This is a genomic window from Xanthobacter oligotrophicus (assembly GCF_008364685.1).
Lineage (GTDB): Bacteria > Pseudomonadota > Alphaproteobacteria > Rhizobiales > Xanthobacteraceae > Xanthobacter > Xanthobacter oligotrophicus.
This window is the reverse complement of record NZ_VTTL01000010.1, coordinates 275,384-298,830: the sequence shown is the minus strand read 5'-3', so window position 1 is coordinate 298,830 and position 23,447 is coordinate 275,384. Positions and strand designations below refer to the sequence as shown.

Below are 23,447 nucleotides of genomic sequence, written 5' to 3'. Positions count from 1 at the left end.
AGTCCCCCGACCGGCCGCGCACGGGGGAGCCCGGGGCCGCCCCCCCCCGCCCCCGCGCCAGCCCGCGGCGGAGGGCGCGGCCCCCCCCCCCCCCCCGCCCCCCCCCCCCCCCCGGGGGGGGGGGGGCCGGCTTGTCCTCAGTCCACCTTATGCACAGCCACCGGATCGCTGGCCGGGAAGCTTTCCTCCAGCGCCTCGTCGAGCCGTTCGCTCAGGTCCTGCTTCTCCTCGACCGTGTCATGGGCGCGCTTCAGCGACACGATCTGCGTCAGCAGCGTGTCGCGTCGCTGCGCCAGCTCGGCGATGGAGCGGCCGGCGGCTTCCGCCTTCACGCCCTCGACAAGCCTGGCCTGAAGCTCCGGCGTGACGTTCGGCGCGCCGAGATCGTCCCACCAGGTTTCCACCGCCGGCAGCAGGTGGTGCATGAAATGGGCAAGGCCGCCTTCGCCGCCGCCCAGGTGGAAGGTCATGTGCTGGCCCATCAGCGCCCAGCGCAGGCCGGGGCCTTCCGACACGGCCGCATCCACGTCCGCCACCGAGACCACGCCCTGCTCCACCAGATGGATGGCTTCGCGCCAAAGCGCTGCCTGCAGGCGGTTGGCCACGTGGCCGGCGACCTCCTTGTGGATCTCGATGGGGTGCTTGCCCATGGCCCGGTAGAAGTCCATTGCGGTGTCGATGGCGGCGCGGCTCGCCTTCTCGCCGCCAACCACCTCCACCAGAGGAATGAGGTGCGGCGGATTGAAGGGGTGGCCGATGATGCAGCGCTCTGGATGCCGGCAGCCTTCGGCGATGCGGCTCACCAGCAGGCCGGAGGAGGATGACGCGATCACCACCTCCGGAGGGAGTACCGCATCGATGGCGGGAAACAGCTTCTGCTTCAGCTCGTAGCGCTCGGGCGCGTTCTCCTGCACGAAGTCGACGCCCGCCACCGCCTTCACGGGGTCGGGCTCGAAGCGCCAGCTGGTGGGATCGATCGCGCCTTCGCCGCCCAGTTCCATCAGGATCGGCCAGGCGGCGGAGATGAGGCGCTGGGTGGCCTCGGCCGCGCCGGGCGCGGGGTCGCTCACCACCACGTCGAGCCCGCGCGACAGGAACAGCGCGGCCCAGCTCGCGCCGATGGTCCCGGCTCCGATCACGGCGACGCGGCGGATGGGGTGGTTCGGTTGGGACATGGGAACTCCTGCCTGAGGCGCGGGGGATTCCCGGTCTTCTAGCAGGGGGCGGGGCACTGCGGCATAGCTGCGACGGTATGACTGCCCTGTTCGGCCGGCGGCCTCAGCGCCCCGGGATCTCGCCGAGCAGGTCGCGGGCGCCGAGCCAGATGATCTGCACCCCGATGGCGAACAGGATGAAGGCGAACAGACGCACCAACACGTTGGTGCCGTTCTTGCCCAGCACCCGCTCGATGGTGGGCGCTTCCCGGAAGGCGAAATAGACGGTCAGCGCCACCGCGATGAGCCCCGCCACCGCCCCGATGAGGGACGACAGGGACATGGCCAGATCGGTCTCGAAGGTGGACTTGTGGCTGGCGGCCAGCGCGATGGTGGTGGCGATGGAGCCGGGGCCCACCGTGAGCGGCAGGGTCAGGGGATAGAAGGCCTGGTCCTTGGCGTGGGCCTCGTCCAACGGCGTGCCGTTGGCGCGCTCAGCCGGCTCGTCGCCCTGATGCAGCAGGTTCCAGCCCACCGAGGTCACCACCACGCCGCCGGCGACCCGCAGCACCGGCAAGGTGATGCCGAAGAACAAGAGCACCTGCGCGCCGATGATCAGCGAGCCCAAAAGCAGCAGGAAGCCGTACACGGCGACGCTGCGGGCCAGCAGTTCCCGCGTCTGCGAGGTGCAGCCGCGCACGAAATTGAGGAAGATCGGCGCCCCGCCGAGCGGGTTCACAATGGGGAAGAGGGCGGCGAAGACGGCGAGGAAGATATTGACGGAATTGCTGAAATAGCCCACGCGCATGCCCCCCGGCGCCCCGATGGGGCTATTTCTCCACCCGCTCCCAGCCGTGCGGCGTCAGGCGCTCCTGGGGCAGGTAGCGGCGCTTATAATCCATCTTGCGCGAGCCCTGAACCCAATAGCCGAGATAGACATAGGGCAGCCCCATCTGCCGCGCCCGCGTGATGTGGTCGAGGATCAGGAAGGTGCCCAGGGAGCGGTCGTGCACCTGGGGGTTGTAGAAGGAATACACCATGGACAGGCCGTCGGTGAGCACGTCCGTCAGCGCCACGGCCATGAGGTCGCCGGTGCCGCGGGGGATGATGCGGCTGTCCGGCCCGCGCTTGCGGTATTCCACGAGGCGGGTGTGGACATGGGTGTCCTCCACCATCATGGCGTAGTCGAGCACGCTCATGTCGGCCATGCCGCCGGTGCCATGCCGGCCGGTGACGTAGCTGCGGAACAGGGCGTACTGCTCTGAGGTGGGGGTCGCCGGCTTGATCTGGCCGATGAGGTCGGCATTGTCCGCCTGGACCCGGCGGAAGCTGCGGCTTGGCGTGAAGTCGTCCACGCAGATCCGCACTGAAACGCAAGCCTTGCAGCCCTCGCACGCCGGGCGGTAGGCAATGGACTGGCTGCGCCGGAACCCGCCCTGGGTGAGCACGTCGTTGAGGCTGGCGGCCTTGTCGCCCACAAGGTGCGTGAACACCTTCCGCTCCTCCCGTCCCGGCAGGTAGGGGCAGGGGGATGGCGCGGTCAGATAGAATTGGGGTGTATCGCGCGGGTGCTCGCTCACGACGTCTTTGCCTCAGGAAAAGACAGCATCGCCGCTGGGCGGGACGAGGTCAAAGGCGAAGGTGTGCCTGCGGCCAAAAATCAACGCCTGTATCGCAGGGCGTCTGCGCGGATGGCGTTGTTCACCACCACCGTGCCCACGAGGAAATCGTGCAGCAGCCGGCGCCGGTCGTTGAACAGGGCGACCAGCAGCACGAACGGGGTGAATAGGGAAACCGACACCCAGAAGCACACCGCATGCACTGCGCCCAGCACGGAATAGCAGGGCGCGCCATACCAGGTGCGCACCTCGATATCCATGAGTCGCATGCCCAGCGTCGCCGAGGCCGGCGAGCCGAGGGTGATGGCATTGTAGGCCAGCGCCACGATCACGAAGGTCGGCCAGATGAAGAAGAAGGCGATCCAGCTCAGGCCGAACGTCACCAGCCCCATCACCAGGACGAACAAATAGAAGAGCACCACCGCGCCGACGACGATCATGGCATCGACGAGGAAGGCCATGAGGCGGCGGGAGAGCACGCCCTCGAAATATTCCGGCTGCGCCACCGGATCGTAGGCGTTTGGACGCGCACCGTCCGGATAGCCGTAGGGGGGCTGTTCGCGGGACGTGTCGCGGGTGTTGCTCATGGGTCGAAGACTCCTTCCGACACCTTCAGGTGGTGTGGGCCGCCCTGCGGCGCAAGATCACGGCATCACCAGTCCGCACCGCCCGCGCAACTCACCAATCTGCGCCGCCGGCGCCCAGCCGCTGCACCGGCAGGCCCTCGCCCTCCAGCGCCTTCTGGATCAGCTCGGCATGGGCCTGGTCGCGGGTCTCCACCGTGAGGTCGAGGCGCGTGCCCTTGGCTGGCACGTCGAGGAAGGTGCGGCGGTGATGCACTTCCAGGATGTTGGCGCCGAGCTTGCCGAGCAGCGTCGCGATGCGCCCCAGCATGCCCGGCCGGTCGAGGATGGTGAGCCGGAAGGAGACGATGCGCTCTTCCCGCTCCAGCTCGCGCAACAGGATGCCGGCGATCATGCGCGGGTCGATGTTGCCGCCGGAGACCACCAGACCCACCGTCTTGCCGCGGAAGCGCTCGGGTTCGGCGAGCAGGGCGGCAAGACCGGCGGCGCCGGCGCCTTCCGCCAAAGTCTTCTGGTGCATGAGGAAGGCGTTCACCGCCCGCTCCAGCGCGGTCTCGTCCACCAGCACCACGTGGGGCACCAGGCGCCGCACGATCTGCGACGTGATAACACCCACGTCGCGCACCGCGATGCCCTCGGCCAGCGTCGGCCCGCCGCAGGGGCGTGCCTCGCCGGTCATGGCGGACCACATGGCGGGATAGAGCTGGGTCTCGACCCCCACCACCTGCGTCGCCGGAGAGCGCCCGGTGAAGGCCAGCGCCATGCCGGCGATGAGCCCGCCGCCGCCGATGGGCACCACCACGGCGTCGAAGGCCGGCCCGTCCTCAATCATCTCCAACGCCAGCGAGCCCTGGCCGGCGATCACGTCCACGTCGTCATAGGGGTGGACGAAGATGCGACCCTGCGCCTTGGAGATGCGCGTCGCCTCCTCGAAGGCGTCGGCCACGGTCTCGCCAAAGAGCACCACCTCGGCGCCGAAGGCTTCCGTGGCGGCCACCTTCACCTGCGGGGTGGTCTCCGGCATGACGATGAGAGTGGAAATCTTCAGCCGCGTGCCGTGATAGGCCACCGCCTGGGCATGGTTGCCCGCCGACATGGCCACCACGCCCCGCCGCGCCTCCTCAGGCGTGAGGCGCGCCAGCTTCACCAGCGCGCCCCGCTCCTTGAACGAGGCGGTGACCTGGAGATTCTCATATTTCACATACACGTCCGCGCCGGTGAGAGCGGACAGGCGCGGGGCGTGGAGGGTGGGCGTGTGCAGCACCGCGCCGCTCACCAGCGACCGCGCCGCCTCCACATCCGCGAGGGTGACAGGCAGGTCGCCGTTCGGGTCGACGATGCGGTCGCTGGCTGCGACGGCGGGGGCTGTCATCTTGTATCTCCGGGCGCGGGCTTTAGAGCATTTTCAAGCGAAGTGGAGTCCGGTTCGCGTGAAGAAAATGCGCAAACTCAATAATCTGGAGCGGGAACCGCTCTAGCCCTGCGCGGCCAGCCGCTCGGCGACGCGCGGCGCGAAATAGGTGAGGATGCCGTCGGCGCCGGCGCGCTTGAAGGCGAGCAGGCTCTCGGGGACGATGCGGTCGCCATCCACCCAGCCGTTGCGGATGGCGCCCTCGATCATCGCGTACTCGCCGGACACCTGGTAGGCAAAGGTGGGCAGGCCGAAGGCCTCCTTCAGCCGGTAAACGATGTCGAGATAGGGCAGGCCCGGCTTCACCATGAGCATGTCGGCGCCTTCCTCCACGTCGAGGGCGGCCTCGCGGATGGCTTCCAGCCCGTTGCCGGGGTCCATCTGGTAGGTGCGCTTGTCGCCGGACAGGGTCTTGGCGGTGCCGATGGCGTCGCGGAACGGGCCGTAGAAGGCGGAGGCATACTTGGCGGCGTAGGACATGATCTGCACGTCGGTGAAACCCGCCGCGTCGAGCCCGGCGCGGATGGCGCCGATGCGGCCGTCCATCATGTCGGAGGGGGCGATCACGTCCGCTCCGGCCTCAGCCTGCACCACCGACTGCCGGACCAGGATTTCCACGGTCTCGTCATTGAGGATGCGCCCGTCCTCCAGCAGGCCGTCATGGCCGTGGCTGGTGAAGGGATCGAGCGCCACGTCGGTGATGAGCCCGATCTCGGGGATCTCTGCCTTGATGGCGCGCAGGGTCTGGCAGACCAGGTTGTTGGTGTTCAGCGCCTCGCTGCCCAGGGGATCGCGCAGGGACGGGTCCACATAGGGGAAGATGGCGAGTGCGGGGATCTTCAGCTTGGCGGCCATCTCGGCCGCGCGCACCGCCTCGTCCACGGTCAGGCGCTCCACCCCCGGCATGGAGGGGATGGGGGCGCGGGTGGCGGTGCCGTTCATCACGAAGATCGGCCAGATCAGGTCGTCCACGGTGAGGGTGTTCTCACGCACCAGCCGCCGCGCCCAGTCGGTCTTGCGGTTGCGCCGCGGGCGGTGGACCAGGTCGAGGCCGTGGAGGTCGAGACCTTGGGTCCGGGCCAGCTCGGCTTCGGAAACGGGACGGATGCGGGGCGTGGTGAAGGCCATGGTGTGCTCGTTGTTCAAGGGCGCCCGTCTGCGGGCGCGCTGGGCTCCTTATACCCGCCCCGGCACTGAGCCGCGAGGGGTGGGGATCTGGGGGCGATCTGGGGCGGCATGTGCAGCCGCGCACGGCGGAGGTGCGCGCAGTCGCGTTGACGGTGCTCAAGGCCGCGTCTAACCCTGCCGGGGGAACCGCTCAGCGGCAAGACGGCGGCAAAAGGGGAGAGGCGCAGTGACAACGGAACCTGAGGTTCTGCTGGAAGAGAAGGGCGCGGCCGGCATCATCACCCTCAACCGGCCCAAGGCGCTCAATGCCTTGAACCTTCCCATGGTGCGCGAGATCCTGCCGCGCCTGCGGGCCTGGGCGAAGGATCCCGCCATCACCCGCGTCATCATCAAGGGCTCCGGCGAAAAGGCCTTCTGCGCCGGCGGCGACGTGCGCTCCATCTACGACCTGGGCCTCTCCGGCCACGCCGAGGAGGCGCTCGGCTTCTTCCGCGAGGAATATGTCCTCAACGACTATATCGGCAGCTTTCCCAAGCCCTACGTGGCTTTGATCGATGGCATCTGCATGGGCGGCGGCTTCGGCCTCTCGGCCCATGGGGCGCACCGGGTGGCGGGCGATCGCTATCTGTTCGCCATGCCGGAAGTGAACATCGGCCTGTTCCCGGATGTGGGCGGCACCCATGTGCTGCCGCGCCTGCACGGCGCATTCGGCGTGTTTCTGGCGCTGACCGGCACCCGCATCCGCGCCGCCGAGGCTTATGACTGCGGGCTCGCCACCGATGTGGTCCCATCCGTCGCCTTCCCCGCGCTGGAGGACGCCCTCGTGGCCGGCGGCGACGTGGAGCAGATTCTTGCCGACCATCGCATCGATCCGGGGCCGGGCGCCTTCGCCGACCGCGCCGATTTCATTGCCGACGCGTTCGGCCATCCCGAAGTGTCCGCCATCCTAGCCGCGCTCGATGAGGCTGCGACCACGGGCGGACCCCATGGGGAGTTCGCCGCGGCTACCGCGCGGGAGATGCGCCTCAGGTCCCCCACCAGCCTGTGCATCGCCATGGAGCAGATGCGCCGGGGCGCGGCGCTCGATCTCGGTGCCTGCCTGAAGCTGGAACTGCGGGTGGTGACGCGCGTCATGGCCGGACACGACTTCTACGAGGGCGTGCGCGCCGTGCTGGTGGACCGCGACAATGCCCCCAAATGGCAGCCCTCAAGGCTCGATGAGGTGGACAGCGCCGTCATTGCGGCGCATTTCGATCCCATCCCCAACGAACTGGAATTACTGGCACCCGGTGCATGAGCCATTACGATCCCATTGATGCCAGCGCCCGCGCCCAGTGGGAAAACCTCACGCCCTGGCGGCGGCGGCTGTTCCTGTTCCTGCGCGGCGTGGCGGCCTTCCTGCTCATCGAGGGCATCATCCACTGGGCGGTGATCCTCGGCATCGGCGACGGGCCGGAAAGCCGGTTCGAGGCCATGCCCATGGCGGCGCAGGCGGCCATCATCTGGGCCGCCATCGTCGATCCCATCGCCGGTGTCGGGCTGTGGCTGAGGGCGGGATGGGCAGTGGTGCTGTGGCTCATCGCCACGCTGGTGCAGGTGGTGTTCGGCGCTTGGGCGCCCGCGGGCATGACCCGGCTGCTCCTCTTCACCCTGGTGGAACTGGCCCTGGTGGTGGCTTATGCGGTGCTCTCCATCCGCGCCGCCCGCGAGAGCGACCAGGACTGACGGACTAATCCCCGGAACGCACGGAGACGGGACCATGAGCGCGACCCTCTGGGCCGAGATGGACGCCTATATCGTCGAGCGCCTGCTGCCGGACGATCCGGTGCTGGAACAGGCGCTCGCAGCGTCCACCGCGGCGGGGCTGCCGGCCATCTCCGTGTCGGCGGCGCAGGGGCAGATGCTGCATCTCTTCGCCCGTATGATCGGGGCGAAGCGCATCCTGGAGATCGGCACGCTGGGCGGCTACAGCGCCATCTTCCTCGCCCGCGCTTTGCCTGCGGACGGCAAGCTGGTGACACTCGAATTCGAGCCGCGCCATGCTGAGGTGGCAGCCGCCAACCTTGCCCGCGCCGCCCTTTCCGACAAGGTGGACCTGCGGGTGGGCCGCGCCATCGACACCCTGCCGACGCTGGAGGCGGAAGGGCAGGGTCCGTTCGACCTCATCTTTATCGACGCCGACAAGCCCAGCAATCCGGACTATCTCCACTGGGCGCTCAGGCTGTCGCGCCCGGGCACCGTCATCATCTGCGACAATGTGGTGCGCAGCGGCAAGGTGCTGGATGGGGAGAGCAGTGACGCCAACGTCATCGGCGTGCGCCGCTTCTTCGATCTGGCCGGCGGCGACCCGCGCCTGTCCGCCACCGCCGTCCAGACCGTGGGCGCCAAGGGCTATGACGGCTTCGCCCTGCTGCTGGTGGAGTGAGGGAGCGCAGCAGCTAAGAAAGGCGCCGGAAGCTTTGGCCCCGGCGCCTCGTCCTCAGGACCAGCTTCCGAGATAGGCGAGCGTGGCGATGACCAGGATGATCGCGACGATGATCCAGTGACGCGTGGCGACTTTGTGCAGGATCATGGTTCGGCTCAGTCGTCGTTGGAGGCGTTGAGGTCTTCGGTGCGCAGGCCCTCGCCCTTTGGCGTGATCTGCACGCCGATGGCGCCGCCGTTCAGGAACGCCACGCCCTCCGACGCCAGCACGTTGCACAGGCGGGTGCGGGTCGAGGCCAACTCATCCAGTACGCCCGAATCCTGCTCCACCACCTTGACCGTCGGAGCGGTGACTCCGGTGCGGTCCGCGAGTTCGCTGCGCGACCAGCCGAGCAGGGCCCGCGCGGCCTTGATCTGGCGTCCGCTCACCAAGGAATACGGCAACAGTCCTCTCCCCTTTCCCTCCGGTCCAGATGGCTGTTCCACTGGCCGGCCGCGCCCGTTCGGCGCATGAGCAAGAGTGCCCCGGACGCGTCAGCCGGTCCGGGATCTCGTGCAAGAGGGGAAAGATGGCACGCCCTCAAGCTGCCCACAACGCTCGGAAGGCGCTGTGCGCGGGTGGGCTGATCAGAACTTCTCGACCCAGGGGCGCAGCTCCATCTCCGCCGTCCAGGCCGAACGGTGCTGGCGGTGCACGGCCAGATAGGTCTCGGCGATGGCGGCGGGATCGAGCCATTTGTCCGGCGGCCCGGCCTCCCCCTGCGTCGCCCACGACGAGGAGATGCCGCCGTCGATGATGAAATGGGCCACATGGATGCCGCGCGGGCCCAGTTCCCGGGCAAGGCCCTGGGCGAGGGCGCGCAGGGCGAACTTGGCCATGGCGAACGGCACCGAATGGGGCAGGGCCTTCACGCTGGCGGTAGCGCCGGTGAAGAAGATGGAGCCGCTGCCGCGCTGGAGCATGCGCCGCGCTGCCGCCTGGGCGGTGACGAAGCCGGCGAAGGCGCCCACCGCGTAGGCGTCCATCACGTCTGCCGGGTCCAGCACCTCGATGGGGCCGCGATAGCGCATGGCGGCATTGAACACCACGAGGTCGGGCGGCCCGAAGGTCCGGTCCACCTCGGCGAACATGGCCTCGATGGCCTGCGGGCTCTGTGCGTCGGCGGAGATGGCATGGCCGCCGGTTTCCGCCACGAGGGGCGCAAGCTTCTCCACGTCGCGGGCCACGAGCACGACGCGAAAGCCATCCTTGGCGAGGCGGCGGGCAAGGGCGGCGCTGAGGCCCTTGCCGGCGCCGACGATAACGGCGGTTTCCTGTGTCACGGGTCGAACTCCGGCTTGCGACCGCTCCCCCCCGGAGCGGTGCGCTCGCGGCGGAGGATGGCCTTTGCATCCATCAGCTTACGGATCACGCGGCCCGGCGGTTACAGCCGACTGGGCCGGGCTGCGGCTCAGGGGGCCGCGAAGAGGGGCGTGACGCCTTCGGTATCGATATAGACGATGCCATCCTCGACCTTCACCGGATACTGCGCGAGCGGGCATTCCTGCGGTTCGACGGGATCGCCGCTGTTGAGGTCCCAGGTCCAGTAATGCAGCGGGCAGGTGATGATCGTGCCGTCGAACTCGGCCTCGTTGAGGGGCGTGTTGGAATGAGGACACACGCCCTGGAACGCCTTCATCTCCTCCCCATTGTCGGGCCAAGCCAGGACGATGAGGTGGCTGTCGGCGATCACGAGCCGCATGCCACCTTCGGGCACGGTTTCTGCTTTGCAGACGCGGGTGAACATCTCGAAAAAATCTCTCGGGCGAAGAATAGCAGCCATGATCGTTCGTGACGGCGCCCGTGGGAAGAGGAAACCATGCCGCGCCCCGACCGCGACGGTGGCGAAGCGCGGCAAAATCTGGGAAGTTCAAGGGGCTTTTTTCGCGCCGGGGCGCCATTGCCCTTTGGAGACGGACGTTCCTTCATGATTTTGCCAGACGCCAGCCCGCTCAAGCCCTTCCTCCTCCAGCGCCGCGACCAGCTCGCGAAGGCCAAGGTCCGCCGCTCCCTCGGCCAGATCCAGGGCAAGGTGGGCGACATGCCCATGACCCGCGGCTTCCAGGGTGCCCTTGCCGCGTCCTTCAAGGCCAACGGCGCGCCGGGCATCATCGCCGAGCTGAAGGGCGGCTCGCCGTTCGATCCCTCGTTCCGCATCACGGTGCCCTACAAGGCGCTGGCCGAGGATTTCGAGGCGGTCGGGGCCGCGGCGCTCTCGGTGGCGGTGGAGCGGCAGGCCTTCCGCGGCTCCTATTCGGACCTTGCCACGGTGCGCGATGCGGTGAATATTCCACTTCTGGCGCAGGACATCATCTTCGACGTCTACCAGATCCTCGAGGCGCGCCTCGCCGGCGCCGACGCGGTGGTGCTCTCCGCCGCCCTGCTCGGCCCGCAGCTGGCCGAATTCCGCGAGCGGGCGGCCTCCGTCGCCATGGACGCGCTGGTGCAGGTCCACACCCCGCAGGAGGTGGAGGCCGCGCTGGCCGCCGGGGCGGATTTCATCTGCGCCAGCAACCGCAACATCCACACCTTCGAGTTGGTGCCCGGCACCTGCGAGACGTTGATCCCGCTCATTCCGGCGACCAAGGCGCTGGTGGTGGCGGAAGGCGGCCTTGGCACCGCCGCCGACCGCGAGCGGCTGGGCGCCGCCGGGGCCAAGGCCCTCCTCATCGGCACGGCCATGATGAAGGACGCCGACCCCGCCGGCGTGCTGGAACAGGTGCTGGGCATCGAGACCGAAGCCGCGGACTGATCTGGCCTATTTCCTGCTTGTAACCCACGAGGCGCAGCCGCACCGGGCGACGACGGTGCGGCGCGCGACCGCGCGTCTTTGGAATAATCGCACGTCAGATCAATGATTTGCGGGCATTGTGCCGGACGTGACTATGGCAGGAACGGAGATACGGCGGTGCCGCTCTACAACTTTCATTGTCCCGATTGCGACAAGGACACCGAACTGCTCGTGGGCGCGTCGGAAACGCCCGTCTGCCCGTCCTGCGGTGGGCAGAAGATGGAGCGAATGATCGGCCGCATCGCGCCCGACGGCAAGCTGGCCGCCGCCGCCAAGGTGTGGCGCGCCCAGGCCGCGCGGGAGGGGCACGCGAGCAATTTCAGTCCCTCCGAACGCAAGCGCTGACCGGCACAGGTGAACGGCCGCTATCGCGCGCGCGCCGTCCAGCCTGCCACTGTGGCAAGGTCCGCCTCGGGACGGTCCACGACACTTTCGCGGCGGCCGACGAAGACCGTGCCTTCGTCGCCGTCCAGCGACAGCCAGTCGCCCTCCCGGACCTCCGCTGGGCCGAGGCGGGCGCTGCGTGGGTCGAGATCGATCGCAAGCGCCGCACACCCCACCACGCAGACCCGTCCGAGCTGACGCGCCACCACCGCCGCATGGGCGGTACGACCCCCGACACGGGTGAGCACGCCGGCCGCCACCGCCATGCCGGCGATATCGTCGGTGGCCACGTCCGGCCGCACCAGGATGACGGGCTCGCCGCCTTCCGAGAGGCGCTTGGCGGCCTCGCCGTCGAAGGCAACCCGCCCGCTCACCGTGCCCGGAGAGGCGGCCACGCCCCGCGCTGCTACCGCCGCCGTGCCGGTGAAACGCGTGGTTCCCACCTGCGACAGGTCGATGCCGTCGAGCAGGGCAAGGCCTTCCGCTTCGGTCCGCACCCCCTCGGCCACGAGGTCCACCGCGATCTTCAGCGCCGCGCGGGGCGTGCGCTTGGCGGAACGGGTCTGGAGGAAGAACAGCCGGCCGTCCTCGAAGGTGAATTCCACGTCCTGCACGTCGCGATAGGCAGCTTCCAGCGCGCCGACGCCATCGGCGAGCTGTGTCGCCACATCCGGTAGCATGGCCTCGAGCCGGCCCAGCCCCACCGGCTGGCGGCGGCCGGAGACCACGTCCTCGCCCTGGGCCTCGAACAGCATGTCCGCATAAAGGCCAGTCGCGCCCGTGGCGGGATCACGGGAGAAGGCGACGCCGGAGCCCGAGCGGGCGCTCGCATTGCCGAACACCATCGCCTGCACCGTCACCGCCGTGCCCGACAGGTCCTCCAGGTGGTTGAGGCGGCGATAGTCCTGCGCCTTGGGTGCATCCCATGAGCGGAACACGGCCTCGGCCGCCGCCCGCAGCTGGTCCATGGGCTCCTCGGGGATGGCGGTGCCGAACCGGTCGCGGGCGAGATTGAGATAAAGGCCGGCGAGCCGGTCCAGCGCTTCGGGATCCAGCTCCCGGTCGGATGTAACGTCTTCCGCCGCCAGAATGCCGCGCAGTACGTCCTCGAACGGTCCACGTGGCAGGCCGGCCACCACCTCGCAATAGCCTTCGATGAAGCGGCGCCGGCAATCGGCTGCGAGCCGGGGATTGCCGTAAAGGCGCATGAGGCCGCGGGTGGTCGCAGCGGTCATGCCTACGTCCAGCACCGTCTCCAGCATGCCGGGCATGGATTTCTCCGCCCCCGACCGCACCGAGACGAGGAGCGGCCGGCGCCGATCGCCGAAGCCGCGCGCGGTGACCCGTTCGAGATAGGCGATGCCCTGGTCCAGCAGAGCGCCGAGGCGCTTTTCCCCGTGCGCCTTGCCGCAGAGAGCGGTGGACAGCACGAAGGCCGGCGGCACGTTGAGACCGAGGGCATTCATGCGCCACAGCTGCGCCGCCTTGGAGCCGAAGGCGTGGGCGGAGAGCGGCACGGTGTCGCCGCCAGGACCGATGAAGCCAATGAGGGACGAGGCCGCCCCGTGGGAGCCGTGCGGTTCGTCCGCGTCGGACAGGCGCGCGCTGAGGGTCGTCACGATCCCACCTCCTCCAGAACACAGGCGCGCAGCGCCAGGGCAGCGCGGGCGAGGTGGTCGGTGCCGGTCTCCATGGCGCGGGCCACCTCCATGGTTGCCACCAGCGCGGACGCGGGCACCGGAGCCGGGTCGCCCAGGACGGCCGCCAGAACCCGGCGATGGGCCGCATCGGCGCGGCGCTCGCCTTCCATCACGGCGTCGATCGCTTCCAGCGCGTCGGTGATGTCCTCGCGCCGGCCCGCCGGTCCCTCGCAGGCGGCGGCCACGGCGCGTACCAGGTCGCCGCAGCAAGCCATGGCCACGCTCACCAGTTCCTTGAGCGGCGCGGCGGCGTCCGTGGCATCGCGCCTTGAATGGGTGCCGAGCAGGAAGGCGGCTTCCTCGAACGAGTCGGTCGCCTCTTCCACCCATTCGGCGAGTGGCAGGAAGCGCCGACCCCGGCCGAAGGGACCGCTGGCCAGATCACGGGCCGCGAGCACCTGCCGGTCGGCTTTCTCCTCCAGCCGCTTGGCCCGCCGCTGGAAGGCGGCGCGGATGCCATCGCTCCCGTCCCCCGGTTCGTCGAGGGCTTCGGCCACTTCGGCGGCGAGCATCCGGGCGAGGCCGAGCTGGGTGAGCGCCATGGTGAGCACCTCCTGCTCGGCCGAGCCGAAGCTGCGGGCCAGTTCCGCCCGCACCTCATCCTTGACGAGCCGGACCGATCGCTGGGTGCCCAGCCCCTCGCTGGTGAGTCGCAGCACCTCGCCGAGCAGCCGCGCCACCGCGCCGGCTCCCAGAACCAGGTCGAGGCGCGCGCCATAGGGCACGCGGCCCTCGGCGCTGCGCCGGACCGCATCGAAGATCAGCTCCGCCCCACCCAGCTCCAGGAACGCCCGGTGGCCGAAGCGGGCATGCGCGGCATCGGTGAGGAGGCGGATGGCGGTGGCCTTGTCCACGAAGGTCTGGAGCGTCTTGCGCGCCTTGTTCCAGTCGATGAGGAAGACGAGGTGGCCGCCCACCGCTTCGAGGAAGGCGTCGAGATCGGCCGTATCCCGCGCGGCGTAGCGCCCCGTCACCAGGAAGAAGCTCCCGCCCTCGGCAAGGCCCTCCACGCTGCGTTCGGCGAGCGGCGTCCAGGTGGCGGAAAAATCCCGGAACAGGGAGATGAAGAACTTGGCCCGCGAGCGGTGCACGTCGGTGTAGGTGACGGTGGCGTTGAGCCCGTCCACCGCGAGGATGATCACATGGGCATCGGTGGTGCCGATGTCGTTCTGCAGGATCAGGCGCGCGCCGGAGCGGCTGGCCGTGGTGTCGAGCCCGGGATGGCCGAAGGCAAGGCCGCGGGTGCGGTTGAGCCCGGCCATGAAGGCCTCGATACGGGCATGGTCCTGCGCCAGCACGCCGAGCGCGCGGGCTCCCGCAATGGTCTCGGCAGCGATGGTGGCGGAGAGCTGGTTGAGCGCCTTGTGCAGGTCCATGACGAGGAGGTGCGCGCTGTCCTCGCTGCCGCGCCTGGCGGAGGTGAGGCGCACCAGGGCCGGCTCGCCCAACAGGTCACCGGCGATGCCGGCGAACGCCGCGCGCAAGGCGGCGAGGCGATCGGAAAAACCGGTGGCGGCGGCCACCTGCGCCGCGTTCAGGGGCGCGGCCATGGCGGCGATGTCGTCGAGGATCCCATCCATCAGCCGGCGGGCGCTTGGGATGGCGTAGCCTCCGCCGTCCACAATCCGGGCGCCGGCCACGGTCGCATCCAGCCCGTCCTCGGCGGCCCCGGCGGCGCGGGCTTCCGCAGCCATGAGGCGGACCGGGCGCAGCGGTGCCTTGGCGTGGGCCACGGCTTCCTGCAGCGCGGTCATGCGCAGCTTCGCCCGGTCGTTGGCCTGAAGCGCCGCCTCGATGAGGGCGGGGAGCAGCAGTTCACCTTCGCCAAGCTCTTCGACGATCTGGGTTTTTCGCATGGCACCGCCTTCCCCTGCCGGATCGGATCCGGCCCGCGACTTGGAAACCCGGCTCGCATGGGGCGGCACGGCCCGTTCGGGCCGATGGAGCCAGATCTTCAGGCTTGCTGACTACGACCTCAAGATAACACTTCGAAGACACAACCCCGTGCCATAGAGCGACATCAGCTGCGGCGCGGCCCTGGCCCGCATTGCCCGGCCGGCCGACGGGTCTATAAGGCGCCATGCCCGCCTTTGAAGCTGCCTCTGATTCCGATCCGCTCCGCGTCCTGCGCCATGTCTTCGGCTACGAGGCCTTTCGCGGGCATCAGAAGGAGATCGTGGAGCACGTGACGGCCGGCGGCGACGCCCTGGTGCTGATGCCCACGGGCGGCGGCAAGTCCCTGTGCTATCAGGTGCCGGCCCTGGTGCGGCCCGGCACTGCCATCGTCGTCTCGCCACTCATCGCGCTGATGCACGACCAGGTGCAGGCCTTGCGCCAGCTGGGCGTGAAGGCGGCCATGCTCAATTCCTCGCTCGCTCCCGGCGAGGCGCGGCAGGTGGAGCGGGCCCTCGCCATGGGCGACCTCGACCTGCTCTATGTGGCGCCCGAACGGCTTTTGACCGACAGCTTCCTCACCCTGCTGGATGGTGCGCGCATCGCCCTGTTCGCCATCGACGAGGCCCACTGCGTGTCCCAGTGGGGGCATGATTTCCGCCCCGAATACCGCCAGCTCACGATCCTGCACGAGCGCTTCCCCGGCGTGCCGCGCCTCGCGCTCACCGCCACGGCGGACGGCCCCACCCGCCGCGAGATCATGGAGCGGCTGGCGCTGGAGGAGGGCAAGGTCTTCCTCTCCTCCTTCGACCGGCCCAACATCCGCTACCGCATCGAGCCGAAGGCCAATCCCCGGGCGCAGCTGCGGGCCTTCCTCGACGCCCACGCGGACGAGGCGGGCATCGTCTATTGCATGAGCCGGGCGAAGGTGGAGGCCACCGCCGAGATCCTCTCCACCGAGGGCCGCACCGCGCTGCCCTACCATGCCGGCCTCGACGCCGACACGCGCGCCCGCCACCAGGACCGCTTCCTGAAGGAGGAGGGGGTGGTGATGGTGGCCACCGTCGCCTTCGGCATGGGCATCGACAAGCCGGACGTGCGCTTCGTGGTCCATCTCGACCTGCCGAAAAGCATCGAGGCCTATTACCAGGAAACCGGCCGCGCAGGCCGCGACGGCCTGCCCTCCGAAGCCCTTCTGCTCTACGGCGTGGAGGATGTGGCGAAGCTGATCCAGTTCGTAGAATCCTCCGACTCACCCGAGTCCCGCAAGCGCGTGGAGCGCGGCAAGCTCGATGCCCTGCTCGGCCTGTGCGAGACCGTGAGCTGCCGGCGCCAGGTGCTGCTGAAATATTTCGAGGAGGACCTCGCCGAGCCCTGCGGCAATTGCGACACCTGCCTCTCGCCCCCGCGCACCTTCGATGGAACCGAGGCGGCGCAGAAGCTTCTGTCCTGCGTCTACCGCACCGGCGAGCGTTTCGGCGCCGGGCACGTCATCGACGTGCTCAAGGGCGAGGCTAACGAGAAGGTGCTGAAGTTCGGCCACGAAAAGCTCTCCACCTTCGGCATCGGCAGGGATTTCTCGCGGGACGAGTGGCGCGCCATCGTCCGCCAGCTGGTGGCCATGGGCCATCTTTGGGTGGATGTGGAAGGCCATGGCAGCCTCGGCCTCACCGAGAAATGCCGCGCCGTGCTGCGCGGCGCCGAGAAGGTGGAGCTGAAGGCGGAGGCGCGCCCGCGCCCGGCCCGCGTCACCGGCGGTTCGCGCGGGGCGGGGCCGGCGCTGTCGGACCCGGCGGACGAAGCCTTGTTCCGCAAGCTCAAGGCGCTGCGTCTGGACATCTCCCGCGCCCAGGGTGTGCCGCCCTATGTGATCTTCCACGACACCACGCTGATAGCTCTGGCCGAGCTCAAGCCTGATTCCATGAAGGCGCTGGGCATGATTTCCGGCATCGGCGAAGCCAAGCTCACGCGCTACGGCAGCCAGTTCCTCGCCGTGATCGCGGAAGGGTAGGGCGCCGGCGCGAAACCTGACTGTCCGCGTCAGGACGCCGCGCGGGCCAGCAGGTCGAGGGCCTCCAGCACGGAGAGCTGGCGAATCTCCCCGCGCCCGACTTCACCGAAGCGCTTTTCCCGGTGCTCAACGGTGCCGTCCTTGCGGGCGCAGGCGAAATGCACCAGCCCCACCGGCTTTTCCGCCGAGCCGCCGCCCGGCCCCGCGATGCCGGTGATGGCCACCGCCGCATCCACTCCGGCCGCTTTCAGCGCGCCTTGCGCCATGGCGCGGGCAGTCTCCTCGCTCACGGCGCCATGGGCGGAAAGCGTCGCCTCGGGAACGCCGAGCATGGCCGTCTTGGCTGCATTGGAATAGGTGACGAAGCCCCGGTCCACCACGTCGGACGAGCCCGGCACCTCCGTAAGCGCCCCGGCCACGAGGCCTCCGGTGCAGGATTCGGCGGTGGCGAGGGTGAGGCCGCGGGCGCGAAAGGCTTCGAGCACGGCGACGGCACGGCCGTAGGTTTCCTCGTCCATGGGTCGGTCTCCCTTGACGCCTCAGCTGATCAGCAACTGGGTTGCGCCCTTGCGTGCGCTGGTTCCGGCAGGCGGCATCAGCCTACCCGGAGGCTTGATGACATGTCGGTCCGGCCTGCCCGCGGGCCTCGCCTTTTCAACAGTTCCGTGATCGGCCCGGCCCCTCGTTTGCATTCGGTGGGCCGGCCGCTATAGTCCCGCCGCCCCGCCGGACCCCGGCGCGGCAGGGATTCCCACCACCGACCGAACGAGGACGCAAATGTTCATTACGCCCGCTTTCGCCCAAGGCGCCACGGGAGCCGGCGGCGGGGCCGACATGCTCATTCAGCTTGCTCCGTTCCTGCTCATCTTCGTGGTGATGTACTTCCTCATCCTGCGGCCGCAGCAGAAGCGCGCCAAGGCCCACCAGGAAATGGTCGGCGCCCTGCGTCGCGGCGACGTGATCGTCACCGCCGGCGGCCTCGTGGGCAAGGTCACCCGCGTGGTGGACGAGGCCGAGATCGAGCTGCAGATCGCCGACAATGTCCGTGTGCGGCAGCTGCGCTCGCAGATCTCCACCGTCCGCGCCAAGGGCGAGCCGGCCAAGGACGAAGCGCCCGCGGCGTGAGCTGCCGCCTGATTCCTTATTGAGATAAACGCGCGACATGCTGCACTTCTCCCGCCTCAAGACCACGGCGATCCTCCTCACCATCGCCGTGGGACTCTTGTTCGCGCTGCCCAACGTCCTGCCCCAGAGCGCGCTGGCGTACCTGCCCTCGTGGCTGGCCTCCAGCCGCGTGACGCTGGGCCTCGACCTGCAGGGCGGCTCGCACATCCTGCTCGAGGTGGATGGTTCGGCGCTGCGCAAGGAGCGCACCGAGCAGGTGCGCGACGAGATCCGCCGCGTCCTGCGCGACCAGAAGATCGGCTATTCCAACCTCGCGCTGCGCGACACCTCGGTGAGCCTGCGCCTGCGCGATCCCGCTGACACCCAGAAGGCGGTTGCAGAATTGCGCAAGCTGGCGGCGCCGGTGACCAACGCGCTGTTCGGCAATTCCTCGGGCGAGATGGACATTCTGGTCTCCTCCGGCGCCGACGGCGCCGTGACGGTGCAGCTGAGCGAAGCCGGGCTGAACGCCCGCATGCGCTCGGCGGTGGAGCAGTCCATCGAGATCATCCGCCGCCGTATCGACCAGCTCGGCACGGTGGAACCCAATATCCAGCGCCAGGGTCTGGACCGGATCCTGGTGCAGGTGCCCGGCCTTCAGGACCCGCAGCGGCTCAAGAACCTTTTGGGCCAGACTGCCAAGCTCTCGTTCCGCATGGTGGATCAGTCCATGTCGCCGCAGCAGGCGCTGGAAGGCCGCCCGCCGCCGGAATCCGAAGTGCTGCAGGGCCAGGACGGCCAGCCCTATCTGGTCGAGAAGCAGGTGCGCGTGTCCGGTGAGGACCTGGTGGATGCCCAGCCGGGATTCGACCACAATTCCCGCGAGCCTATCGTCTCCTTCCGCTTCAACAACAACGGCGCCCGGCGCTTCGCCGCCACCACCCAGGATGCGGTGGGCCGGCCCTTCGCCATCGTGCTCGACAACCAGGTGATCTCCGCCCCGGTGATCCGCGAGCCCATCCTCGGCGGCTCGGGCCAGATCTCCGGCTCCTTCACGGTGCAGCAGGCCAACGACCTCGCCATCCTGCTGCGCGCCGGCGCGCTGCCCGCCCCGCTCAAGGTGGTGGAAGAGCGCACCGTGGGCCCGAGCCTCGGCGCCGACTCCATCCATGCCGGCAAGGTCGCCGCCTATGTGGCGACCGCCCTGGTGGCGGTGTTCATGATCGCGGTCTACGGCCTGTTCGGCCTGTTCGCGCTGGTGGCGCTCGCGGTCCACATCATGCTGATGTTCTCGCTCCAGTCGATCCTGGGGGCGACGCTGACCATGCCGGGCATCGCCGGCGTGGTGCTCACCATCGGCATGGCGGTGGATTCCAACGTCGTCATCTTCGAGCGCATGCGCGACGAGGCGCGGGAAGGCCGATCGGCCATTTCCGCCATCGACAAGGGGTTCGTGAACGCGCTCGGCACCATTCTGGACGCCAACATCACCTCGCTCGCCACCGCCGTCATCCTGTTCCTCATGGGCGGGTCCGGCCCCGTGCGCGGGTTCGCGGTCACCTATATCCTTGGCCTTCTGACCACCATGTTCACTGCCTATACCCTGACGCGGCTGATGATCGCCTATTGGGTGAAGTGGCGGCGGCCGGCAAAGCTGCCAATCTGAAGGTCCGCCGCACATGCCCTTGATCGATTACATTCCGGCGCAGACCAATATCCACTTCATGCGCCTGCGCCACTGGACGTTCCCGTTCTCGGCGGCGCTGTCCATCATCGCCGTGGTGCTGTTCGCCACCTATGGCTTCAACCTGGGCATCGACTTCCGGGGCGGCACCCTCATCGAGGCGCAGACCAGCCAGCAGGTGGCCGATATCGGTGTCCTGCGTGAGCACCTGACCGACCTCGACGTGGGCGACGTGCAGATCCAGGAGTTCGGCTCGCCCCGCGACGTGCTGATCCGCGTCGGCGCGTTCGGCGCCACCGATGAAGCCCAGCAGGCGATCATCACCAAGGTGCGTGACGTGCTCGGCGCCGAATACACCGTGCGCCGCGTGGAAACCGTCGGCCCGAGCGTGTCGGGCGAGCTGGTGCGCCAGTCCATCCTCGCCCTCGTGCTCGGCGCGGTGGCGGTGCTCGGCTATCTGTGGTTCCGCTTCGAATGGCAGTTCGCCGTGGGCGCCATCGTGACGACGATGCACGACATCTTCGTCACCCTGATGATCTATTCGGCCTTCGGCATCGATTTCGATCTCACGTCGATTGCGGCCATCCTCACCATCATGGGCTATTCGCTCAACGATACGGTGGTGGTGTACGACCGCATCCGCGAGATGCTGCGCCGCTACAAGAAGCTGCCGATGCCGGAACTGCTCGACATCGCGGTGAACGCTACCTTCTCGCGGACCATCATCGTTTCCACCACCACCTTCTTCGCCACCCTCGCGCTCTACTTCTTCGGCGGCGAAGTGCTGCGCGGCTTCTCGCTGGCGATGACGGTTGGCGTGGTGATCGGCACCTATTCCACCATCTTCGTGGCGGCGCCCATCCTCATCCACCTGGGCCTGCGCTCGTCGACTGTCGCCGGAGCCACCAAGAGCGAGCCGGAAGCGGTGCTGGGCGTGGACGAGGCGGCCAAGCTCTCCGAGGTGGAAGCCGAGGTCGCGGAAGAACCGGTCCCTCCCGCTCCGACCAAGACCGCCGGCAACGGTTCCGGCAAGGGATCGAAGGGTGGCAAGCGCCCGCCGGCCCGTCCCGCCAAGGCGTGATGCGGTGGCAAGCCCGTCCGGCGCGCCCTTCTTCCCCCGGCAGGTCACCATAGACGGCTATGGCGACAGCTTCTTCCACTTCGCCAGCATGTCCCATGCCGGGTCCATCCTCGCGCTGCCCTCGGGCATCCGCCCTTGGGCGCCCACGCGGATGGCCGAGGTGGATCCCGCCGCGCTGGCGCCGATCCTCGCCGAGGCGGGGGCCTTCGAGCTGCTGCTCCTGGGCACCGGCCGCGATCCAGCGCACCTGAAGGAGCCGCTGAAGCAGCTCCTGCGCGAGAAGGGCCTGCGCTTCGAGCTGATGCCGACCGCAAGCGCCGCCTCCACCTACAATGTGCTGCTCGGCGAGGGCCGCCGCGTGGGCGCAGCCCTCATCGCCGTCTGATCCGGCCATGCCGGACGAGATCCCGCCTGACGGCACCGCGCTCGCCGCCGCCTATGCTTATTGCGCCGAGCAGGTGCGGGCGCAGGACCGCGACCGCTTCCTCGCTGCCCTGTTCGCGCCGGAGGATAAGCGCCGCCACCTCTTCGCCCTCTATGCCTTCAATCTAGACGTGGCGCGGGTGCGCGAGGTGGTGCGCGAGGCGCTGCCCGGCGAGGTGCGTTTGGCTTGGTGGCGGGAGGTGATCGAGGGGCAGGGGCGCGGCGAGGTCGAAGGCCACCCCGTGGCCGCCGCTCTCCTCGACACGGCGGAGCGCTTTGCCCTGCCGCGCGCCAGCCTGACCGCGCTGGTGGATGCGCGCATCTTCGACCTTTACGACGATCCCATGCCCACGGTGGCGGACCTGGAGGGCTATGCGGGCGAGACCGCATCCGCGCTGCTCCAGCTGTCCGCGCTGGTGCTTTCGCCGCAGGCCTCGGCCGGAACCGGCGACCTCTCCGGACACGGCGGCGTCGCCATCGCCATGACCGGGCTCATGCGCGCCTTCCCCATCCATGCGGCGCGGGGCCAGTGCTACCTGCCCCTCGACCTTCTCGCCCGCCACGGCATCGGGCGGGACGAAGCCGTGTCCGGCAAGGTCTCGCCTCAGCTGCTGGCCGCGCTGGCCGAGTTTCGTGCCGTGGCGGCACGGCACCTTGCGGCGGCGCGGGCGGCTGCCGAACGGCTCGGCCCGTCAGCGGCCATCGCTGCGCCCTATCTGCCGCTGGCCCTGGTGGCGGGGGATCTCAAGGCGCTGGCGCGGGTGAACGATCCCTTCAGCGCCGTGGCCGGGCTTTCGCCCTTCCGCCGCCAGTTCGCGCTCTGGCGCGCGGCGCGCCATGCGGCGGCTGGGAAGGTGTGGTTCTGAACCCGTTGTGAGGCGTGAACGGCCCGGCGTGGGCGAGCTTCCGCCTCACGCCGCCGGGCGGGTGATCCGGTCCGTCAGGTTGAGCCGGCCGCGGGCGATCTCCGCCACCTGGAGGCGCACCGCCTCCGATCCCGCCAGCACGTCGAGCATCTCGATCTGGTTGCGGGCGATGAGCAGCAGCAGGTCGTCCCGCACCGCGCCATCCGCGCCGTGGGGCAGGGCCTCCACCAGCTGGAGCTGGTCGAGATGGGGCCGGTCCGGCAGCGCCTGAACCAGATGCGCCCGCAGGGCCTCCACCGTCACCGGCGCGCGCGTGGCGACAAAGGCGTAAAGCCCCACCTTGCCGCCGAGGGTCTGGAAATCGGCCATGTGCACCTCGGCCACCGCCGGGTGGGCGGCGAGCGCCGCCGCGATGCGCGGGGCCACCTGCGTCACCCGCGGGCCGCGCCCCTCGGTATCCGAATAGGACATGAGCCTCCGGGTGACGAAGCGGTACACCTTCTTGCCCGTGGCCATCCACACCCGGGTGGGCAGGCTCTTGGTGGCCAGCACCTTCTTCTCGCGCGCCGTGAGCGCTTCCGGGCAATAGGTGCGCTTGTGCTTCAGCAGGTGGCGGATGTCCTCATAGGCCAGCACCCGGCCTATCTTCCAGCGCCGGCTGATGGGCAGCGCCAGCTGGAAATCCATGAGCCAGGCTTCGCCATCGGCCCCGCGCAGCCAGTTCTGCTGCTTGGCGAGGTCGTTGTGCACATAGCCGGCCGCATGCAGCGTGTGCAGCGCCGCGCGGGCCGAGTGGAAAAAGTGAAGGTCACCGGTGGGCCGCGCGATCTGCAGCGGCGCGCCCTCCACCCAGCCGCGCACCAGGAAGCGGTCGCCCACGGCCAGCAGCGGCGTGGTCACGCCGGTTTTGGTCACCCGCTCCAGCGCCTTGACCTCGAATGCCGCAAGGCGGCGAGCCAGCGGCCCGAGCCAGAATGACACCTCGTTCCAGCGCCGGCGCACCGCGGGCCAGTCCCGCCCGTTACGGTCGGTCCACACGCCGCGCTCGACGGTGGAGAACACGTCGCGCTTCAGCACCGTGTCCACGGCGAAGCGGGCCGGATCGGCGTGGTATTCCACGAGGGGCGGCGGGCTCGAAATACGCGGCATC

24 protein-coding genes are annotated in these 23,447 nt (G+C 69.1%); 11 read left to right on the top strand and 13 right to left on the bottom strand.

Annotation, left to right across the window (positions count from 1 at the left end; all coding sequences use genetic code 11):
* Positions 1-137: 137 nt before the first annotated feature.
* The 6 genes from FZ033_RS18080 to hemB all read right to left on the bottom strand — a co-directional run bounded on the left by FZ033_RS18080 (position 138) and on the right by hemB (position 5,896).
* Positions 138-1,175 carry a 3-hydroxyacyl-CoA dehydrogenase NAD-binding domain-containing protein gene (locus FZ033_RS18080; RefSeq protein WP_149577464.1) on the bottom strand — a complete coding sequence of 346 codons (1,038 nt, stop codon included), beginning with the start codon at positions 1,173-1,175 and terminating at the stop codon, positions 138-140.
* Between the two features lie 103 nt (positions 1,176-1,278).
* The gene (locus FZ033_RS18075) at positions 1,279-1,962 is read right to left on the bottom strand and encodes a MarC family protein (RefSeq protein WP_149577463.1); all 684 of its coding nucleotides are present in this window, start codon (positions 1,960-1,962) and stop codon (positions 1,279-1,281) included.
* Positions 1,963-1,984: 22 nt separating this feature from the next.
* Positions 1,985-2,734 (bottom strand): arginyltransferase, encoded by a 750-nt coding sequence (locus FZ033_RS18070; protein ID WP_149577462.1) that lies wholly within the window; start codon positions 2,732-2,734, stop codon positions 1,985-1,987.
* A gap of 80 nt (positions 2,735-2,814) precedes the next feature.
* A complete protein-coding gene (locus tag FZ033_RS18065; protein WP_149577461.1) occupies positions 2,815-3,360 on the bottom strand; it encodes an RDD family protein in 546 nt (181 codons plus the stop codon).
* A 91-nt stretch (positions 3,361-3,451) separates the two neighbouring features.
* A complete protein-coding gene (locus tag FZ033_RS18060) occupies positions 3,452-4,729 on the bottom strand; it encodes a threonine ammonia-lyase (RefSeq protein WP_149577460.1) in 1,278 nt (425 codons plus the stop codon).
* 102 nt (positions 4,730-4,831) lie between these two features.
* Complete coding sequence (hemB, locus tag FZ033_RS18055) at positions 4,832-5,896, bottom strand: porphobilinogen synthase (protein WP_149577481.1); 1,065 nt, start codon at positions 5,894-5,896, stop codon at positions 4,832-4,834.
* A 226-nt stretch (positions 5,897-6,122) separates the two neighbouring features.
* Here hemB and FZ033_RS18050 point away from each other — a divergent pair, with 226 nt between their 5' ends.
* Genes FZ033_RS18050 through FZ033_RS18040 form a run of 3 tightly spaced genes read left to right on the top strand, consistent with a single transcriptional unit; the run spans position 6,123 to position 8,321 of the window.
* Positions 6,123-7,193 (top strand): enoyl-CoA hydratase/isomerase family protein, encoded by a 1,071-nt coding sequence (locus FZ033_RS18050; protein ID WP_149577459.1) that lies wholly within the window; start codon positions 6,123-6,125, stop codon positions 7,191-7,193.
* A complete protein-coding gene (locus FZ033_RS18045; protein ID WP_149577458.1) occupies positions 7,190-7,621 on the top strand; it encodes a DUF6163 family protein in 432 nt (143 codons plus the stop codon). The genes FZ033_RS18050 and FZ033_RS18045 overlap by 4 nt, the downstream gene beginning before the upstream one ends.
* 34 nt (positions 7,622-7,655) lie before the next feature.
* The gene (locus tag FZ033_RS18040) at positions 7,656-8,321 is read left to right on the top strand and encodes an O-methyltransferase (protein WP_149577457.1); all 666 of its coding nucleotides are present in this window, start codon (positions 7,656-7,658) and stop codon (positions 8,319-8,321) included.
* 155 nt (positions 8,322-8,476) lie between these two features.
* Here FZ033_RS18040 and FZ033_RS18035 read toward each other — a convergent pair whose 3' ends face one another.
* The 3 genes from FZ033_RS18035 to FZ033_RS18025 form a co-directional block, all read right to left on the bottom strand.
* On the bottom strand, positions 8,477-8,764 hold the full coding sequence (locus tag FZ033_RS18035) for a helix-turn-helix domain-containing protein (protein WP_149577456.1): 288 nt from the start codon (positions 8,762-8,764) through the stop codon (positions 8,477-8,479).
* Positions 8,765-8,947: 183 nt separating this feature from the next.
* Positions 8,948-9,643: an SDR family NAD(P)-dependent oxidoreductase gene (locus tag FZ033_RS18030; RefSeq protein WP_149577455.1), complete on the bottom strand. Its 696-nt coding sequence runs from the start codon at positions 9,641-9,643 to the stop codon at positions 8,948-8,950.
* A 128-nt stretch (positions 9,644-9,771) separates the two neighbouring features.
* Positions 9,772-10,107: a Rieske 2Fe-2S domain-containing protein gene (locus FZ033_RS18025; RefSeq protein ID WP_149577454.1), complete on the bottom strand. Its 336-nt coding sequence runs from the start codon at positions 10,105-10,107 to the stop codon at positions 9,772-9,774.
* A 180-nt stretch (positions 10,108-10,287) separates the two neighbouring features.
* Between FZ033_RS18025 and FZ033_RS18020 the strand changes: the two genes are divergently transcribed.
* Both FZ033_RS18020 and FZ033_RS18015 read left to right on the top strand, forming a co-directional pair.
* Complete coding sequence (locus tag FZ033_RS18020; protein WP_188079566.1) at positions 10,288-11,112, top strand: indole-3-glycerol phosphate synthase TrpC; 825 nt, start codon at positions 10,288-10,290, stop codon at positions 11,110-11,112.
* Between the two features lie 156 nt (positions 11,113-11,268).
* The gene (locus FZ033_RS18015; RefSeq protein ID WP_138398581.1) at positions 11,269-11,496 is read left to right on the top strand and encodes an FmdB family zinc ribbon protein; all 228 of its coding nucleotides are present in this window, start codon (positions 11,269-11,271) and stop codon (positions 11,494-11,496) included.
* Positions 11,497-11,516: 20 nt separating this feature from the next.
* Here FZ033_RS18015 and FZ033_RS18010 read toward each other — a convergent pair whose 3' ends face one another.
* Together FZ033_RS18010 and FZ033_RS18005 are read right to left on the bottom strand one after the other, a co-directional pair.
* Positions 11,517-13,154: a PEP/pyruvate-binding domain-containing protein gene (locus FZ033_RS18010; protein ID WP_149577452.1), complete on the bottom strand. Its 1,638-nt coding sequence runs from the start codon at positions 13,152-13,154 to the stop codon at positions 11,517-11,519.
* On the bottom strand, positions 13,151-15,091 hold the full coding sequence (locus tag FZ033_RS18005; protein ID WP_149577451.1) for a hypothetical protein: 1,941 nt from the start codon (positions 15,089-15,091) through the stop codon (positions 13,151-13,153). The genes FZ033_RS18010 and FZ033_RS18005 overlap by 4 nt, the downstream gene beginning before the upstream one ends.
* Before the next feature lie 224 nt (positions 15,092-15,315).
* Here FZ033_RS18005 and recQ point away from each other — a divergent pair, with 224 nt between their 5' ends.
* Positions 15,316-17,139, top strand: coding sequence for a DNA helicase RecQ (recQ, locus tag FZ033_RS18000; protein ID WP_149577450.1), 1,824 nt, complete (start codon positions 15,316-15,318; stop codon positions 17,137-17,139).
* A 29-nt stretch (positions 17,140-17,168) separates the two neighbouring features.
* Here recQ and FZ033_RS17995 read toward each other — a convergent pair whose 3' ends face one another.
* Entirely contained in the window at positions 17,169-17,657 is a 489-nt protein-coding gene (locus FZ033_RS17995) for a CinA family protein (RefSeq protein ID WP_149577449.1), read from the bottom strand.
* A 259-nt stretch (positions 17,658-17,916) separates the two neighbouring features.
* Between FZ033_RS17995 and yajC the strand changes: the two genes are divergently transcribed.
* Genes yajC through FZ033_RS17970 form a run of 5 tightly spaced genes read left to right on the top strand, consistent with a single transcriptional unit; the run spans position 17,917 to position 22,297 of the window.
* A complete protein-coding gene (yajC, locus tag FZ033_RS17990) occupies positions 17,917-18,264 on the top strand; it encodes a preprotein translocase subunit YajC (RefSeq protein WP_149577448.1) in 348 nt (115 codons plus the stop codon).
* 37 nt (positions 18,265-18,301) lie between these two features.
* The gene (secD, locus tag FZ033_RS17985) at positions 18,302-19,909 is read left to right on the top strand and encodes a protein translocase subunit SecD (RefSeq protein ID WP_149577447.1); all 1,608 of its coding nucleotides are present in this window, start codon (positions 18,302-18,304) and stop codon (positions 19,907-19,909) included.
* Positions 19,910-19,922: 13 nt separating this feature from the next.
* Positions 19,923-21,008, top strand: a complete 1,086-nt coding sequence (gene secF, locus FZ033_RS17980) for a protein translocase subunit SecF (RefSeq protein WP_149577446.1) — start codon at positions 19,923-19,925, stop codon at positions 21,006-21,008.
* 4 nt (positions 21,009-21,012) lie between these two features.
* Positions 21,013-21,393, top strand: a complete 381-nt coding sequence (locus FZ033_RS17975) for an Mth938-like domain-containing protein (RefSeq protein WP_149577445.1) — start codon at positions 21,013-21,015, stop codon at positions 21,391-21,393.
* A gap of 7 nt (positions 21,394-21,400) precedes the next feature.
* A complete protein-coding gene (locus FZ033_RS17970; RefSeq protein ID WP_210247915.1) occupies positions 21,401-22,297 on the top strand; it encodes a phytoene/squalene synthase family protein in 897 nt (298 codons plus the stop codon).
* Positions 22,298-22,342: 45 nt separating this feature from the next.
* Here the strand turns inward: FZ033_RS17970 and FZ033_RS17965 are convergent, their stop codons facing one another.
* Positions 22,343-23,446: a serine/threonine protein kinase gene (locus FZ033_RS17965; RefSeq protein WP_149577444.1), complete on the bottom strand. Its 1,104-nt coding sequence runs from the start codon at positions 23,444-23,446 to the stop codon at positions 22,343-22,345.
* Position 23,447 lies beyond the last annotated feature (1 nt).

What these genes read in the sequence shown, in the direction of transcription:
- FZ033_RS18080 (WP_149577464.1), bottom strand. Translation starts at nt 1,175, where the DNA reads ATGTCCCAACCGAACCACCCCATCCGCCGCGTCGCCGTGATCGGAGCC.
- FZ033_RS18075 (WP_149577463.1), bottom strand. Translation starts at nt 1,962, where the DNA reads ATGCGCGTGGGCTATTTCAGCAATTCCGTCAATATCTTCCTCGCCGTC.
- FZ033_RS18065 (WP_149577461.1), bottom strand. Translation starts at nt 3,360, where the DNA reads ATGAGCAACACCCGCGACACGTCCCGCGAACAGCCCCCCTACGGCTAT.
- FZ033_RS18060 (WP_149577460.1), bottom strand. Translation starts at nt 4,729, where the DNA reads ATGACAGCCCCCGCCGTCGCAGCCAGCGACCGCATCGTCGACCCGAAC.
- hemB (WP_149577481.1), bottom strand. Translation starts at nt 5,896, where the DNA reads ATGGCCTTCACCACGCCCCGCATCCGTCCCGTTTCCGAAGCCGAGCTG.
- FZ033_RS18045 (WP_149577458.1), top strand. Translation starts at nt 7,190, where the DNA reads ATGAGCCATTACGATCCCATTGATGCCAGCGCCCGCGCCCAGTGGGAA.
- FZ033_RS18040 (WP_149577457.1), top strand. Translation starts at nt 7,656, where the DNA reads ATGAGCGCGACCCTCTGGGCCGAGATGGACGCCTATATCGTCGAGCGC.
- FZ033_RS18025 (WP_149577454.1), bottom strand. Translation starts at nt 10,107, where the DNA reads ATGTTCACCCGCGTCTGCAAAGCAGAAACCGTGCCCGAAGGTGGCATG.
- FZ033_RS18020 (WP_188079566.1), top strand. Translation starts at nt 10,288, where the DNA reads ATGATTTTGCCAGACGCCAGCCCGCTCAAGCCCTTCCTCCTCCAGCGC.
- FZ033_RS18005 (WP_149577451.1), bottom strand. Translation starts at nt 15,091, where the DNA reads ATGCGAAAAACCCAGATCGTCGAAGAGCTTGGCGAAGGTGAACTGCTG.
- recQ (WP_149577450.1), top strand. Translation starts at nt 15,316, where the DNA reads ATGCCCGCCTTTGAAGCTGCCTCTGATTCCGATCCGCTCCGCGTCCTG.
- FZ033_RS17995 (WP_149577449.1), bottom strand. Translation starts at nt 17,657, where the DNA reads ATGGACGAGGAAACCTACGGCCGTGCCGTCGCCGTGCTCGAAGCCTTT.
- yajC (WP_149577448.1), top strand. Translation starts at nt 17,917, where the DNA reads ATGTTCATTACGCCCGCTTTCGCCCAAGGCGCCACGGGAGCCGGCGGC.
- secD (WP_149577447.1), top strand. Translation starts at nt 18,302, where the DNA reads ATGCTGCACTTCTCCCGCCTCAAGACCACGGCGATCCTCCTCACCATC.
- secF (WP_149577446.1), top strand. Translation starts at nt 19,923, where the DNA reads ATGCCCTTGATCGATTACATTCCGGCGCAGACCAATATCCACTTCATG.
- FZ033_RS17970 (WP_210247915.1), top strand. Translation starts at nt 21,401, where the DNA reads ATGCCGGACGAGATCCCGCCTGACGGCACCGCGCTCGCCGCCGCCTAT.
- FZ033_RS17965 (WP_149577444.1), bottom strand. Translation starts at nt 23,446, where the DNA reads ATGCCGCGTATTTCGAGCCCGCCGCCCCTCGTGGAATACCACGCCGAT.